At 62.7% G+C, this 14,080-nt stretch carries 22 protein-coding genes; 14 read left to right on the top strand and 8 right to left on the bottom strand.

Annotation, left to right across the window (positions count from 1 at the left end):
* Position 1: 1 nt before the first annotated feature.
* Entirely contained in the window at positions 2 to 169 is a 168-nt protein-coding gene (locus tag EWF95_RS13625; RefSeq protein WP_185911778.1) for a hypothetical protein, read from the top strand.
* Positions 170 to 232: 63 nt separating this feature from the next.
* Positions 233 to 769 carry a PUA domain-containing protein gene (locus tag EWF95_RS11630; protein WP_142444242.1) on the top strand — a complete coding sequence of 179 codons (537 nt, stop codon included), beginning with the start codon at positions 233 to 235 and terminating at the stop codon, positions 767 to 769.
* Between the two features lie 15 nt (positions 770 to 784).
* Here EWF95_RS11630 and EWF95_RS11635 read toward each other — a convergent pair whose 3' ends face one another.
* Positions 785 to 1,795, bottom strand: coding sequence for a presenilin family intramembrane aspartyl protease PSH (locus EWF95_RS11635; RefSeq protein WP_142444243.1), 1,011 nt, complete (start codon positions 1,793 to 1,795; stop codon positions 785 to 787).
* A 98-nt stretch (positions 1,796 to 1,893) separates the two neighbouring features.
* Here EWF95_RS11635 and EWF95_RS13630 point away from each other — a divergent pair, with 98 nt between their 5' ends.
* The gene (locus tag EWF95_RS13630) at positions 1,894 to 2,043 is read left to right on the top strand and encodes a hypothetical protein (RefSeq protein ID WP_185911779.1); all 150 of its coding nucleotides are present in this window, start codon (positions 1,894 to 1,896) and stop codon (positions 2,041 to 2,043) included.
* Positions 2,040 to 2,432: a type II toxin-antitoxin system VapC family toxin gene (locus EWF95_RS11640; RefSeq protein WP_142444244.1), complete on the top strand. Its 393-nt coding sequence runs from the start codon at positions 2,040 to 2,042 to the stop codon at positions 2,430 to 2,432. Before EWF95_RS13630 ends, EWF95_RS11640 begins: the two co-directional genes overlap by 4 nt.
* 2 nt (positions 2,433 to 2,434) lie before the next feature.
* Here EWF95_RS11640 and EWF95_RS11645 read toward each other — a convergent pair whose 3' ends face one another.
* The 4 genes from EWF95_RS11645 to EWF95_RS11655 all read right to left on the bottom strand — a co-directional run bounded on the left by EWF95_RS11645 (position 2,435) and on the right by EWF95_RS11655 (position 3,823).
* Entirely contained in the window at positions 2,435 to 2,662 is a 228-nt protein-coding gene (locus EWF95_RS11645) for an H/ACA ribonucleoprotein complex subunit GAR1 (RefSeq protein WP_142444245.1), read from the bottom strand.
* 1 nt (position 2,663) lies between these two features.
* Entirely contained in the window at positions 2,664 to 2,939 is a 276-nt protein-coding gene (gene srp19 / locus EWF95_RS11650) for a signal recognition particle subunit SRP19 (protein WP_142444246.1), read from the bottom strand.
* A gap of 168 nt (positions 2,940 to 3,107) precedes the next feature.
* A complete protein-coding gene (locus EWF95_RS13635; protein ID WP_185911780.1) occupies positions 3,108 to 3,275 on the bottom strand; it encodes a hypothetical protein in 168 nt (55 codons plus the stop codon).
* A 101-nt stretch (positions 3,276 to 3,376) separates the two neighbouring features.
* Positions 3,377 to 3,823, bottom strand: coding sequence for a CBS domain-containing protein (locus EWF95_RS11655; RefSeq protein WP_142444247.1), 447 nt, complete (start codon positions 3,821 to 3,823; stop codon positions 3,377 to 3,379).
* A 125-nt stretch (positions 3,824 to 3,948) separates the two neighbouring features.
* Here EWF95_RS11655 and EWF95_RS11660 point away from each other — a divergent pair, with 125 nt between their 5' ends.
* The 3 genes from EWF95_RS11660 (at position 3,949) to EWF95_RS11670 (ending at position 6,738) form a co-directional block, all read left to right on the top strand.
* Complete coding sequence (locus EWF95_RS11660; protein WP_142444248.1) at positions 3,949 to 4,908, top strand: acyltransferase; 960 nt, start codon at positions 3,949 to 3,951, stop codon at positions 4,906 to 4,908.
* A 5-nt stretch (positions 4,909 to 4,913) separates the two neighbouring features.
* Positions 4,914 to 5,687 (top strand): Nmad3 family putative nucleotide modification protein, encoded by a 774-nt coding sequence (locus EWF95_RS11665; RefSeq protein WP_142444249.1) that lies wholly within the window; start codon positions 4,914 to 4,916, stop codon positions 5,685 to 5,687.
* An 85-nt stretch (positions 5,688 to 5,772) separates the two neighbouring features.
* A complete protein-coding gene (locus tag EWF95_RS11670; RefSeq protein WP_142444250.1) occupies positions 5,773 to 6,738 on the top strand; it encodes a sugar phosphate nucleotidyltransferase in 966 nt (321 codons plus the stop codon).
* 92 nt (positions 6,739 to 6,830) lie between these two features.
* On the opposite strand, the gene EWF95_RS11675 is transcribed toward EWF95_RS11670, so the two are convergent.
* Positions 6,831 to 7,982 carry a pyridoxal phosphate-dependent aminotransferase gene (locus tag EWF95_RS11675; protein ID WP_142444251.1) on the bottom strand — a complete coding sequence of 384 codons (1,152 nt, stop codon included), beginning with the start codon at positions 7,980 to 7,982 and terminating at the stop codon, positions 6,831 to 6,833.
* Positions 7,979 to 8,383, bottom strand: a complete 405-nt coding sequence (ribH, locus tag EWF95_RS11680; protein ID WP_142444252.1) for a 6,7-dimethyl-8-ribityllumazine synthase — start codon at positions 8,381 to 8,383, stop codon at positions 7,979 to 7,981. Before ribH ends, EWF95_RS11675 begins: the two co-directional genes overlap by 4 nt.
* A 150-nt stretch (positions 8,384 to 8,533) precedes the next feature.
* Here ribH and EWF95_RS11685 point away from each other — a divergent pair, with 150 nt between their 5' ends.
* From EWF95_RS11685 to EWF95_RS11695, 3 genes are all read left to right on the top strand, one after another.
* A complete protein-coding gene (locus EWF95_RS11685; RefSeq protein WP_142444323.1) occupies positions 8,534 to 9,667 on the top strand; it encodes an MFS transporter in 1,134 nt (377 codons plus the stop codon).
* 109 nt (positions 9,668 to 9,776) lie between these two features.
* Complete coding sequence (locus EWF95_RS11690) at positions 9,777 to 10,193, top strand: DUF5684 domain-containing protein (protein ID WP_142444253.1); 417 nt, start codon at positions 9,777 to 9,779, stop codon at positions 10,191 to 10,193.
* Positions 10,194 to 10,292: 99 nt separating this feature from the next.
* On the top strand, positions 10,293 to 10,595 hold the full coding sequence (locus EWF95_RS11695; RefSeq protein ID WP_142444254.1) for a hypothetical protein: 303 nt from the start codon (positions 10,293 to 10,295) through the stop codon (positions 10,593 to 10,595).
* 80 nt (positions 10,596 to 10,675) lie between these two features.
* Here the strand turns inward: EWF95_RS11695 and EWF95_RS11700 are convergent, their stop codons facing one another.
* Positions 10,676 to 11,821, bottom strand: coding sequence for a DoxX family protein (locus EWF95_RS11700; RefSeq protein ID WP_142444255.1), 1,146 nt, complete (start codon positions 11,819 to 11,821; stop codon positions 10,676 to 10,678).
* Positions 11,822 to 12,097: 276 nt separating this feature from the next.
* On the opposite strand from EWF95_RS11700, the gene EWF95_RS11705 reads away from it, so the two are divergent.
* From EWF95_RS11705 to EWF95_RS11720, 4 genes are all read left to right on the top strand, one after another.
* Positions 12,098 to 12,574, top strand: coding sequence for a GNAT family N-acetyltransferase (locus EWF95_RS11705; RefSeq protein ID WP_142444256.1), 477 nt, complete (start codon positions 12,098 to 12,100; stop codon positions 12,572 to 12,574).
* A gap of 116 nt (positions 12,575 to 12,690) precedes the next feature.
* The gene (locus EWF95_RS11710) at positions 12,691 to 12,984 is read left to right on the top strand and encodes a 50S ribosomal protein L21e (RefSeq protein WP_142444257.1); all 294 of its coding nucleotides are present in this window, start codon (positions 12,691 to 12,693) and stop codon (positions 12,982 to 12,984) included.
* Positions 12,981 to 13,337 carry an RNA polymerase Rpb4 family protein gene (locus tag EWF95_RS11715; protein ID WP_142444258.1) on the top strand — a complete coding sequence of 119 codons (357 nt, stop codon included), beginning with the start codon at positions 12,981 to 12,983 and terminating at the stop codon, positions 13,335 to 13,337. Before EWF95_RS11710 ends, EWF95_RS11715 begins: the two co-directional genes overlap by 4 nt.
* Positions 13,338 to 13,408: 71 nt before the next feature.
* The gene (locus EWF95_RS11720; protein WP_142444259.1) at positions 13,409 to 14,005 is read left to right on the top strand and encodes a DUF655 domain-containing protein; all 597 of its coding nucleotides are present in this window, start codon (positions 13,409 to 13,411) and stop codon (positions 14,003 to 14,005) included.
* Positions 14,006 to 14,080: the final 75 nt, after the last annotated feature.

The raw sequence follows: 14,080 nt of genomic DNA on the forward strand, positions 1-14,080 counted from the left end.
GATGGCCACGAGCAAACAGATCGAGGGGCTTGCCCTGCCGTTTACGTTCGGGCTGGCGATCGGCCTCGCGCTCGGGCGGACGCTGCTCCAGAGCACGCTCGCCGGCGTCGCTATCGGGCTTGTCCTGTTCGCGCTGCTGGCGTGGGTTCGAAGCCGACTGGTATCGTAGCGATCGTCGATATCATCACCACGGACACACCCTGCTTTTGTACGACCGGCGAGACATCACTGTATGAGCGATGAGGGAGCCGGTCGGGGGGCGACGACCCCGAGCGACGGCGCGAACGACGATGACGCCAGCAATCACGACCGCGGGCTCGACGAGCTGCGGACGATCGCCGACTACCAGTTCGGGGCGGGCGCGGGCGAAGCACTGTTCCCGCCCGGCGAGGCCATCGAGATCCGCCGCTCCAGTAGCGGTCGCCCACGGCAGCTTGTCGCCGACGGTGACCGATTGGTCTCCTACGGCGTCGACGGGCGATTCACCCTTGGCATCGCCGGCGGCCGGCGGCTGGCTGCTGCGTTCGGTCACCCGCGCTGCCGCGTTGTCGTCGGCGACGACTCAGAGCCGTTTGTTCGGGAGGGCAAGAACGCCTTTGCTAAGTTCGTCAGCGAGGTCGACCCGGAGATCCGACCCGGCGACGAGGTGCTTGTTGTCCACGAACGCGGCGACCTGCTGGCGGTCGGCCGCGCTGAACTCTCGGCGGACGCGATGGCGGATTTCGAGAGCGGGATGGCCGTCAAAGTACGGGAAGGCGTCGACGACTGATCAGGCTACCGCGGCTTAGAGTAAGCCCGTGATCCCGACCGCTTCAGCAAGCGGAATCCCGACCCACAGCGCGCCGAGCAAGTAGCCACCGATCGCACCACCGTTGAGCAAGGGCAATCCGGCATGCGGTTTGCCCTTCATAACCATGGACATGAGGACGAGCAGACCGGCGAGCGTGCCGACCAGCGAGAACAACGCGGGCGTGTTGAGTTCGATGAGCGGCACAGCGTACTGCGGGGCCGACGAGAAGAAGGCCGCGCTGGCGACCATCACACCCGGGATCACGGCGTCGCCGAGGCCGATAAAGAAGGCTTCACGCTCGTCGTCGCCGGGGGCGATGTCGTCGCTTGGATCGGTGGTTGCGTCGTCTGCCTCGTCAGCCTCGTTGGCATCATTCTCGCCAGCTTCGTCGCCAACGTCGTCGTTATCGCTGTCCGCGTCGCTGCCAACATCCTCCAACAGCGAGTACGACCACGACAGCGGGATCACCAGAATGACCGGAATCCGGAGATCCATGACGCCGTCAGCGAGATCCAGCATGTGTTCGGTCTTGTAGACGCTGATCGCGTCGTAGACCGCCAACACCGACAGCAGAACGATCGCCGGCAGCAAGCCGAAGGTGATCCCGAACAGTCCGGCCGCACCCGCACCCATCAGGACGCCAGCGGTGTCGACGACGTACCACTCGGGGTAGACCCACAGCCCAACGGAGATGCCGGCACCGAGAACTGCGGCGACGCCGGAGGGCGCAACCGCGCTAAAGACGTACCACGAGAGCATCCCGCTGGTGGCGACGATGACGACGCGAACGACCCAGTCGAGATCGTATTTGAACGCCGCCAGGAAGAACACCGTGGCGACTAACACCGCACCGATATAGAGCAGGCTGTTGGTCGGGTCGCTGGGATCGTCGACGGCTTGATAGCCCTGATCGAAAAACGTCTGCACCAACGCGAGCGCGCCGAGTTGGACGAGAAGGAACAACACGACGGCGACGGCGACGCCGCGATACTCCCGGGGGAACATGGTCGCCTTTGGACGGTGGGGGGTTTGGCCGTTGTGTTTGGCGACGGCCGTTGTCAGCGGCCGGAGAAATTAACAGACTCCAGGTTCTCGGACTACGTATGACAGGCATGGAGTGGCGGTCGGAGGAGATCGAAGAGACCGTCGATACTAACGTGCCGTTCGGTGACGCACTCGCCGCGCTGGCTGTTGACACGGAGGTCGATGTCGATCCGGTGGCTGCGGTTCGTGAATCACGTGAAGAGATATGACGGTCTTCCTCGATTCGAATGTTTTTATTGCGATCGTTACCGACGATACGGATCGATCCGACGGTGCCCGCGCGCTTCTGAACACTGACCGTGAGTTCTACTCCTCGATCTACAGTCTCATGGAGATTCGGAACGTCTTGGCGACGAAATACCAGTATAACCGATCGGAGATCGAACAGATCGAACAGACCGTCCGAGCATACGCGGAGCCAGTCTCACACAGTTCGATTCTTCTCCAGCAGGCTGACGACATTCAACAGGAAACCTACGTAACCGCGATGGACGCGCTCATGCTCGCCAGCGCGGAACACATCGACGGAACACTGGTCACGTTCGATACGGAACTGCATCGCCACGGTGCGATCCCACCGGAAGAATTGGTCGGGTAGTGCTACTCGGCGTACAGCGTCGTCCCAACCAGATCCGTCAGCGACGCCCCGTCGGTCGGTGTGATCGCCGCATACGGGCTGGCAACCGGGCCAAAGATGTCGACGATCCGGCCGACCGTCGACAGCGACTCGTCGATGACCATGCGGCCGATGTCGGGTGTCTCGTCGGTATCGAGGGCAACGATCCCGAGCCCTTGAGCGGTTTTGTCGACGGTGCCGATCCGCTGCATCTTACTCCCGGAGGACGCCGAGATACGCCCCGACGGCTTGGACGAGATCGTTTTTCGTATCCTCCGCGCCCGTCACGAGCACGCGGCCGCGTGGCTCGAAGGCTCGGGGATACGTCTTGTCGCGTTCGATCACGGCGTCGTAGCCGATCTGCTGGACGGCGGTGGCGATCTCGTCGACATCGGGCTGGGCGACGGCGAGATCGGCCGCGACCCGCCGGCCCTCGGATCGCGTCAGGTCGGCATCGAAATACGCCGGCCAGAGTACGTTTTCGACCATACCCAACCAAGACAGGGCCGAGGGTAATACCGTTACGACTACTCATCGGGTGTCTGACGGCGGAGTGAAAGTGGTTGTGGGATGGTGTGTCGGCGGGACTGCATGCGATTTCGAACGGAAGACAAGGGGTGACTGCCGCGTGAGGAGACGAGTGCAACGCCGACCGTGTTACCGGCTCCACAGGTAGCCCGCGACGCCGATGAGACCGAACAGCAGCGTTGCCGGCAGCCAGTAGCCGGGGTCGCGGTTGGTGCGGCGAGCGTGAACGACCACGGCGACGGCGAGCACCGCATGGGCGACGACCGTGACGGCTACCACCGGAACGAGCGGCGTCATCGATGGCCTCCAGGAACGGAACCTTGTGTGGCGGTCGATTGTGAGTGCATGGCTACTCGATAGCGATCAGGACAGTTAGCCATCCTGTTTCGCACCCGGGATTACTCCTCGGAGGGCTGCCAGTCGTCGGGATCATGCAGGCCGCGTCCCTGTTCGATCGTCCGGGCTTCCTTGAGCAGGTCGCTGTGAGCGCGGATGATGTCGGTCATCGTGAGGATACCGTGAAGCTCCAGCTCCGAAACGACCGGCAGCTTCTTGATCTCCTCGTCGACCATCCGGTTGGTGGCGGCCCGAACCGTCGCCGTCGGCTCGATCGTCACCAGCGGGTGGCTCATCGCCGCCTGCACCGGCACCGCAGAGAAAGGTTTGTCGGCGGCGTAGCCGACCCGCAACGCGTCGGACTCGGTGACGATCCCAGTTGGGGTGCCGTCGCTCGTGATGATGATACTCCCAACGCGGGCGTTCAGCATGCGCTTGGCGACCCGCTGCATGTCAGTCTCGATCGGGGCGGTCACGAGATCGGTCGTCATCAGCTCCCGAACGAGCATTGATTGGTATTGTGTCGCAAGATACAAAACCTATTTGCTGCCTAACCAATCTGGGTGGCTCTGACGACGGCCGGTAACACCCACACAACCGAATCCATTTATTTGCTCGTAGGCAACTCACGCCAATGACCAAGCGACACGTGTCCCTGCCGGCCGCGGCAGCCGACGGGGTCGATCGCTTCATCGAGTCGGTGGATGAACGGCTCTCGGGGCCGGAGGATACCTGCGAGGTTGTGACCGACGTGCTTGTCGATCTTTTCGGCGACCGAGAAGCCTACGAGGCCTGGCAGGCCGGCGAGGACGTGTCGCCGGCGACCCGCGTTCGGTTGCAGGGGTATGATCCGTGTAACACAACGCTGGAATCGGAATACTATGCCGAAAAAGACGAGGATCGCTTCGAGGAATCAAAGCATCTTCAGTGGCTCTGGCGACAGTTCGACGCGACGCCGATGGCCGACAACGTCGCCTTCGCACTGCAGTTTCGGCAGATGCTCGCAAACCACCTTTTCGATGAGTGTGGCGACAACTGCCGATTTTTCAAGGGGATCACGTTCACCTACGGCCACAACATCTCGGTCGGCGACAACGTCGTCGTCCACGACGATGTCCACCTCGACGACCGCGGGAAGCTGACCGTCGGCGACCGCGTCTCGATCTCCGATGGCGTCCACATCTACAGCCACGATCACGATCTGGTCGATCAAACACACGTTGACAACTACCACACGATCGTCGACGACGACGCCCGCGTGACATACGACGCGATGGTGCGGGCGGGCTGTCGGGTCGGCGAGAACGCGGTGGTCGGTGCGCGCGCGATGGTGCAGGGCGATGTGCCGGCCCACCACATCGTCGTCGGCACCCCGGCCAAAAGCGTCAAGATCAAACCCGGCTGGGAAGAGACCGCCGAGTCGATTGATGACGGCCGGCTTACTCACCGACAGTCCGAGCGGGAGATCCACCACGAGATCGACAACGAGGTCGAGATCTTCGATGAGTTCCAGCGGACGCTGTCGCCGCCGGACGCGCCACCAACGACGCCGGAGGCGGCGCAGGACGCGGATACGCCGCCGACCAGCGAGTGAGTGGCGTGGCCCGCGCGCTCGCCATCAACGTCGCCGCCAACACGAACATTCCGGGCGTACGCGGGCCGATCTACCCCGATGGCAGCTTTGTCTATCTCCCAATTCCCGAACGCGAAGCGATCGATCCGGCAGCCAGCGTTCCAACCTACGACGACCTGCTGGCCGAACTCCCGACCCTGCCATTTGAACTGCCGGCCGACAGCCGCGATAGAGCGGTGCATCTCGATCCCGAGTTCGCGGGCTATCCCTGCTGTGACTCGTTCACCTACGGCGACGAACACGGGGTCAAGGCCGGCCCGATCAGCGAGTTAGAGCCCGGCGATTCGCTGTACTTCTATGCGACGTTGACAACACACGAGCCACCCGAAGGTGTCGATCTCGACGACGCCGTCGGCTGGGTCGCCCCGGAGTGGGGCGCGTACCTGATCGGCGAGTTTCGGATCGCCGAGGTTCTCGACAGCGACGCCTGTCAGTCGTTGTCGCCGGCCGGCAGGGCGGCGTTCGCCAGCAACGCCCACCGCAAGCGCGCCGAGTTCGACGCGAAGGTGTTGGTTCGCGGGGGCGAGGAGTCCCGACTCTTCGATCGGGCGGTTCCACTCAGTACGCCCGAATCGGGGGCGGCAGCCAACAAGCTCGTCACCGAGTTGTCGAACGATTCCGGGAACGGCCCGTGGTGGCGACGGCAGCTGTGGTTCGACGCCGAGGCGACCGCGACGCTGCGATCGATCACGGCCGCGGGCGACGATCGCCGACCGGTCGCCGATCGGCTCGGTTCCTGAGCCGAACAGCCGGCAGCGGCTGGGAGTGTTACGGCATACCATCCCAATAACAGAGTATAAGTCACCGGCGGTAGCTTGTCCGTCCATGGACGCAATTGTTCTTGCCGGTGGCTACGCAACGCGAATGTGGCCGATCACGCGGAACCGACCGAAGATGCTCTTGCCGGTCGGCGACACCACGGTGATCGACAAAACGCTCGCCCAACTCGACGACAACGATGACGTCGAGGACGTGTATATCAGCACCAACGAGCGGTTCGCCGCCGACTTCGAGAACTACGTCGACGAGCAGGGCTACGAGAAGCCCCAGCTCTCCGTTGAGGACACCAGCGACGAGGACGAGAAGTTCGGCGTCGTCGGCGCGCTCGCCCAGCTCATCGACCGCGAAGGCCTCGACGACGACCTGCTCATCATCGCCGGCGACAACATGGTCGGCTTCGACATCGAGGACTTCGTCGACTTCTTCGGGGACAAACAGTCGCCGGTGCTGGCGGCCTACGACGTCGGCGATCTCGAACGCGCCAAATCCTACGGCCTCGTCGAACTCGACGGCGACGAGGTTATCAACTTCCAAGAGAAGCCCGATAACCCCAACACCACCCTCGCATCGATCGCCTGCTACGCGTTCCCGGCGAACGTCCTGCCGAAGTTCGACACCTACCTCGCCAACGACGAGAACCCCGACGAGCCCGGCTGGTTCCTCCAGTGGCTCCAGAACCGCCAGTCCGTCCACGCCTTCACCTTCGAGGACGTCTGGTTCGACATCGGCGAGGCCGCCGCCTATCTCGACGCCGTCGACTGGAAGCTCGGCGGCGAGCCGAAGATTGCCGACGATGCGACCGTCGAAAACAGCAACCTGAGCGGGTCGACTCACGTCATGTCCGGCGCAACAGTCAAGGATTCGAGAATCACGGATTCCCTCATCTTCCCCGACGCTCACGTCGAGGACGCCGAACTGACCGACACCGTCTTCGACGAGAAGGCGACCATCAAGGGAATCGACCTCACCGACAGCCTCGTCGGCTCCTACAGCAAGCTCAGCGACGAGTAACGCGGCTCCCGTTTTTCGATTTTTTCGAGGCGAGAAGCGTAGCGAGCAGAAAGAAGCGACAACCGGTGCGGCGATCGTGGTACGAACCCGGCTTACAGGAAGCCGCCCTCAACGAGGCGATCGACCGCTTCGCGGAGTCGCTCTTCGCTGGCAGCGTAGGAGATTCGCGCGTAGCCGGGCGCGCCGAAAGCACTGCCCGGAACCGTGGCGACGTGAGCCTCCTGAATCGCCTCCTCACACCACGTCTGATCGTCATCGTCGACAGGGATCATCATGTAGAACGCGCCGTCGCCGACCGGGACATCGACGCCGTGCTCGGCGAAGAGGTCGGCCAGCATATCGCGTCGCTCGCGGAACGCCTCGCGCATCTCGACGACCGAGTCGTCGGTGCGCTCCGAGAGGGCTTCGAGGCCGGCGTGTTGGACGAAGTTGACCGCACAGGAAACAGAGTGGGAGTGAAGCTTGCCGGCCTGATCGATGAGGTCTTGGGGGGCGTGGATGTAGCCGAGCCGCCAGCCGGTCATCGAAAACGCCTTCGAGAAGCCGTTGAGCGTGATTGTCCGGTCTTCCATCCCCTCAAGGGAGCCCAGCGAGGTCGGCTCGACGCCGTAGGTGATCCGCTCGTAGATCTCATCCGAGATGACGGCGAAGTCGTGTTCGACCGCGAGATCGCGGACGCCTTCGAGGGCTTCGTCGGAGTAGACCGCGCCGGTTGGGTTCGACGGCGAGTTGACGACGAGGAGTTCGGTCTCGTCGGAGACAGCGTCGGCGAGGTCGTCAAGACCGGGTTCGAGTTGGAAGCCGTACGGCGAGAGATCAACGCGGTTGAGCGAGCCACCCGACAGTTTGACCATCGCCTCGTAGGAGACCCACGCCGGATCAAGGAGGACGACCTCGTCGCCGTCATCGATCAGCGTATTGATCGCCTCATAGAGACCCTGTTTCCCGCCGGGGGTGACGATGATCTCGTCGGCGTCGGCGTCGATCCCCTGTCCGGTGAGTTTCTCGGCGAGAGCCTCCCGGAGTTCGAGAATCCCGTTCGAGGACGTGTAGCCCGTGTGCCCGGCGTCCATCGCTTCCTTGCCGGCCTCGATGATGTTGTCGGGCGTCGGGAAGTCAGGCTCGCCGACCGAGAGATCGACGACATCGATCCCCTCGGCTTCGAGTTCACTGGAGAGGTTGCTGATCGCCAGCGTCGCGCTCGGTTCGACCCGCTGGACGCGGTCTGCGAACTCCATGTTCATGGTAGTACCTCGACCATGTCCACGGCGGCGTTTACCGCTTCCGCTCCCTTGTCGGCGCGCTCGCGGGCCTCCGCCCCGCTCATCCCCGGCCCGCTGACGCCGAAGGTCACCGGCGTATCCCGATCGAGGCTCACGTCGGTCAGTCCCTGTGCGGCGGCGTCGGCGATCACCTGATCGTGGTCGGTGTCACCGGTGACGATCGCGCCGATGACGGCGACAGCGTCGATGCCCTCGCGGCGGGCGAGGCGGTCGGCCGCCAGCGGCGCGTCGTAGGCTCCGGGTACTTCCAGTACATCGCTGAGTTCGGCGTCACGCTCGGCGGCCGCATCCTCGGCGGCGGCTCGCATCTCCGTGGTGACCGCGCTGTTGAATTGGGCGACCACCAGTCCCAAACTGGTCATGGGTGAGGGTGGGTCGGTTCGGCAAAAGAACTACCGTTCGACAGCGATCGCGGGCCCTTTTGCTCGGCGATGGATAGCGTCTGTGTGTCGCTCGACGCAGGCCCTGACAGTCGCCACGGCTGGCTGATCGCTACCGTCGGCGCGGTGGCGATGGTGTTCACCTTCGGGACGCCGCTCTCGTATGGCATCTTTCGGGAGCCCTTCAGCAACGCCTTCGGGATCGCGCCGGTCGCGCTGTCGACGGTGTTTTCGGTCATGTTGTTCACCTTCTTTATCGGCTCGGGAATCGTCGGCGTGCTGTCGGTACGGTGGCCCGCGCGGGCGGTGCTGCTGGCCGCGGCGGCCGCGACCGGGCTGACCGCCCCCGCGCTGTACGTCCTTGATTCGTATCTTGGCCTGCTCGTCGTCTTTGCGGTGTTAGGGTTGGCACTCGGCACGCAGTTCGTCGTCGTCGCCTCGGTTGTCCCCCGGTGGTTCGAACGGCGACGCGGCGCGGCGACCGGGCTGATCTTCGTCGGCAACGGGCTGGGGCTGTTCGTGTTGCCGCCGATCTGGCAGATCGCCATCGCCGACTTCGGTGTCCGACAGGGGTTTCTGGCGATCATGTCGGTGACGACGCTCACATTTCTGGCCGCCGGCCTGCTGTGTCGACGCCCGCCGTGGGTCGAGGAAGCGTCGACGACGATCGGCGATCTGGTCGGCTGGGTCGGCGGGCTGGCCCGAACCCGCCAGTTCCAGTATCTCTTTGTCGGCATCGGGTTGGCCTTCGCGTGGTATCAGCTGCTGGCGGCGTTCGCCGTCGACCTCTTTGCGTCCCGCGGGCTGAGCGAGACCGCGGCGTCGACCGCCTTCGGGCTGATCGGCGGCGTGAGCATCATCTCCCGGATCGGCGGCGGCTACCTCGGCGATCGGCTGGGCTCGCGGCGGGCGTTTTTACTCTCGCTTGGCTGTGCCACCGCCGGGCTCACGCTGCTGGCCGCGCCGTCGCCGGGGCTGTTGATCGGCAGCGTCGGCCTCATCGGTCTCGGGTTGGGTGGCTGTGCGACGCTGTACATTCCGGTGTTGCTGACGGTCTACCCGCCGGAGAAAGATACCGCCGTCATCGGCGTGTTCAACGTTGCTGCCGGGGTCGGCTCGCTGGTGATGCCGCCGCTCGGCACCGCGACCATCGCCGCCACCGACGGCTACACCGTGGCGATCCTCCTGACGGCGGTGTTGACACTGATCGCCTTCGGGCTGATCGTCGCGGGAACGGAGCGACCAGAATTAATGAAGAGAGGGTGAATTCATTTTATCCAAATATTATATCTAAGATAGTAGATATTTACTGTCTATTTTTGTTACGATCACTCTTTTTTAGTAACTCCTACAGATCAGTCGAGATGGAGTTCCAATGAGCTTAGCATTAGCCATCACAGGAGCGGTACCGCTCCAAGAAAGTGGAGGACTACTCGGTGGTATCGGACTCATAGTAGGACTACTGCTGTTTTTCGCCGTGTTTCTCATCCCCGCAGTTGGGATGTGGAAGGCGTTTGAGAAAGCAGATAAACCCGGATGGGGAGCCTTTATTCCGTTTCTCAACATCTTTTATCTCCTCGACATCGCCGACAAACCGACGTGGTTCATCATCTTGTTTGTGATCCCTGTGATCAATTTCGTGGCAGCAGCCGTCGTCTTCATCGATGTCGCCAAAAACTTCAAAAAAGGGCCGGGGTACGGTATTGGGCTGACGATATTGCCTTTCCTGTTTTGGCCGCTGCTCGGGTTCAGCGACGCAAAATACGTCGGTGATACCTCAGCTGGTGTATAGAACTACGGTGAAAGTTGCCCTCCACTGAGTTATTACCAGGTTATTTCTGAACAGTCACAAGAGCGTGGGTTTTTCCCGATGAGACGTGCGTGCTGACGTATGGACACTGATTCCCTTACTGATCAGTATTCGACTCTCGTATGGCTAGCCGCGATCCTCGTCGGATTGTTAACCCTCCCGATCGGCCTTCTCGTGCCAGCATACTTCTACATCAAGGCTGACAGAGGCGAAGGAAAATCCCAGAGCGCGCTGGAGATCTGGACGGTGATCCTCACCGGCATCCTTGGGATCGCCGCGGTCGAACTCGGCGGGCGGAAAGGAGCGAAGATCCTCTGGGGGATCCTCGCAGCCCTGTTCGTGGTGTCGATCCTCGGTGGGATCGCGTTGTTCGCGCTGCTGTAATCCGCTTCGACCAAGCAAAACACATCCCAGCCGCGACTGAGTACACCACGGTTCCCGCAACCGAGATATCGTGTCTCGCCTCAGTCGCCGCCGACTGATTCCTCTGCTGTCGGTGACTCACGCTGCTCGCTGTCGTCGCTGCCAACGACATCGGCGGCAGCCCCGAACTTCGATTTGAGCCACCCGTCAACCGAGTACGGGCCAGCCCCGGTGATCAACAGCGCGGAGACCAGCCCGAACAGCGAGATGTGGGCGACGACCGGATCGTCCGGCAGCCCGAACAGCGTCGTCACGAACAGCCCGAAGGCGACAAGCGAGAACCCCCGCGTGAACGCCCCAAAGATGAACATCACGCCGACGAGGGCTTCGGTCAGCCCGGCACCGATCACCCAAAGTTCCGGCTCGACGGGGACGACGGCCGTCAGATTGTATTTCTCGACGACTGCCAGCGATGCACCAGGCCGCAGGAGCTTCTGGCTGATCCCAAGGTAGATGAACGCAACGCCGATCCCACCCCGCAGCAGCGTCGGCACCAACGCGGTGTAGGGTTCGATCCGCTCGGCAAACGGCACCGCAACCCGGCGGTAGAAGGGATCGAAATCGGAGTAGACGGTGCGATCGTCGTCAGCCATCCGAGCGATCATCGCGTCAGCACTCGGCCGGCCACCGCCGAGTAAGGCGATCGCCAGCAAGCCAGGGATATACTCGAAGGCCAACAACAGCCCTGGCTCCGATGGCAACACGGCCAGATAGATCAGCAGGGTGCCGACGGCGACGACCCGTGTCGCCAACCCGAACAGCAGGAGAAAGCCGACGCTGATCCCGAACAGCCGGAGGGCGGTCGGATACGGCAGCTCGACAGCCGGGCTGAAGAAGTAGCCGCCGAAGCCCGCGCCGATCATCGGCATCCCCATGCTCAGCCGGAACAGCCACGGAAGGAGATCCCTGTAGTCGTCCATGATCGCCCGAAAGGCGGCGATGTCAGCCGGAAACGGCCGGACGTAGAGATAGACGGCCAAGCCGGCGACGATGGCGAGAAAGCCGCCGAGTAACACGGCGACGATGAACGGCGTCGTCAGCGCGTCGGTCAGGAAGGCGACAACATCCTGTGGCTCGCCGCCGGGCGTGACGTACTCGATGTGGGCGGCCGCCGACCCAACAAGGAAGTGGGCGGCGACAAGGAGGGCGGTCAGGGCTCCAACCACGCGACGAAAGCGGTAGTGCATACCGTATATATGGACGTGAACCTCCTAATACCACCGGTCGAGAGCGTGGGCTACGCCGTGACTGCGCATCGATGCGTGTCGTTAGATGGATGGTTCCCGGCACGCTGGGGGGTCTCACAAGCATCGATCAGCATCGTTGGGTTCCTCTCCATCGCACAGCGTCACGACCCGTTTCGACACCACCGGAAGAGCAACCCCTCACCGACTGTCGAACCGACTCCCCTACTGACTGCCGGGACGGTGGAATTAATACTCTCGTAGTGCATACCACAGGTAGTGAGTGTCAATATCGAACGGCGGCGTGACGGGCCGGGTGAGACAGATCACGTCGACCGCGCGTGGCAACTCAAAGAGCGCATCCACCGCCAGGAGGGTGTTCTCAAACAGCGACGCGGCTTCTTCACCGATGCCTACCGGCGGGCGGCAACGCTGCTGTATTTCGAGGATGAGACACTCGTCGCCTTTGGCTCGGTGCGGCGTGACGGCTACATCCTGTTTTTGGCTGTCGCCCCCGAAGCTCGCGGACAGGGGTACGGCGAACGGCTGGTCGCCGAGATCGCCGAGGAGCACACAACGATCACCTGTCATGCCCGCACGAGCAACGAATCGGCGTTGGGGTTCTATCAGCATCTCGGCTTCGAGATCGACCGCCGGATCGACGGCTACTACGAGGACAACGGCGACGCCTACTATCTCAAGCTCGGCGAGCAAGACGGGATCCGCAAGCGACTCTCGGAGTTTTTGCGGCGATAGGGTGGCTGTCGACCCCGTCGACACCGGGGGTTTTGCGACCGCCCATGTGATATCCTCACGTGGGGGCGACGGAACGCACCATTTATACCCCGACGCGGACAACCGCCGGTACTACTATGCCAAGTTCAAACGGGCCCCTCAACACGACACGCGGCAAACTCTCAAATCCACCCCGAGAGAGCGGTACTTCCCCGCCACAGCGAGCGATCGAAGAGTTCGATGTCGGCCAAAGCGTCCATCTGACGCTCGATCCGAGCGTGCCGGAGGGTCGCTTCCACCCGCGATTTAACGGCCACACCGGGAAGGTCACCGGCACCCAGGGCAGTGCCTACACCGTGTCGATCACCGACGGCGGCAAAGAGAAGACGATCATCGCCCGCCCGGCCCACCTGCGCGCCCAAGAGGAATGACGATCTTCAAGGAGAAGCTCGACGAGGAGTATATCACCATCTCCGAGGCGAAGTCGCTCCTCAACGAGGTCGAAGACGAGCGTGCCGATGACGAGGAGCGCGACCTGCGGTATGAGCTCGCCCGCGCCATCGAACACGTCAACCGACACGCGGTTTTGGAGGCCGAGGAGTCCCGCGAACTCGTCGACGATCTCCGTGAGCTGGATAAGGTCTCCGAGGAGATCGCCCACCGGATCGCCGACCTGCTGCCCGAGGATCGCACCGAGCTGCGGGCGATCTACGCCAACGAGCGGTTTTCGCTCGACGGCGAGGAGCTCGACGACATCCTCGACGTTGTCGCCAAATACGTCTGAGTCACTCACCGCAGGCACCGACCGCACCGCGGAGGCGATTTTTTAAATAGCTCGTTTGCGTACGTATCGCTATGTCCAACACCGAGGACGATGCTAGCGAGCCCGAGGCTTCGAGCCGCGAGGCCGTGATCGTCGATTACCTCCCCCACGGCCGGCCCGACGATACCCGCCCGCAGTACCAGAAGGCGTCGCTGGCCTACGCCCTCGAAACCGGGAGCTTCGAGCTGTTGGAGTTGACCCTCACCGAGGACGCCGACGTGAACATCGTCGACCGGATCCCCATCGACGACGGGGCCGAGGACTCGGTGATCGAGGAGGTCACCACCATCAAGTACGACGATCTCTCGAACTCCGCGGTCTCGGAGCTCGAATACGCCATCGAAGCCATCATCGACGCCGACGAACAGCGGTTCGTCGATTTCTACAACGACGCCCAGCCGATCAGTCTCCGGCTCCACCAGCTGAATCTGCTGCCCGGGATCGGCAAAAAGCTCCGTAACAAGATCATCGATAAGCGGAAACGCCAGCCATTCGAGAGCTTCGAGGATCTCTCCGACCGCGTCGGCGGCCTCCACAACCCGAGGGAGGTGATCGCCGAACGGATCATGGAAGAGCTCCGCGATGAGGATCTGAAATACAAGATCTTCGTCCGCAACGACGACGCGTAGCAGTTCCCAGCACCAACGACAAGGACGACAGCCACGCGCCGACAACGACGACAGTCGCATACACCGCTCGCGGCG

It is taken from the genome of Halonotius roseus, from assembly GCF_006861655.1.
GTDB classification, from domain to species: Archaea; Halobacteriota; Halobacteria; order Halobacteriales; family Haloferacaceae; genus Halonotius; species Halonotius roseus.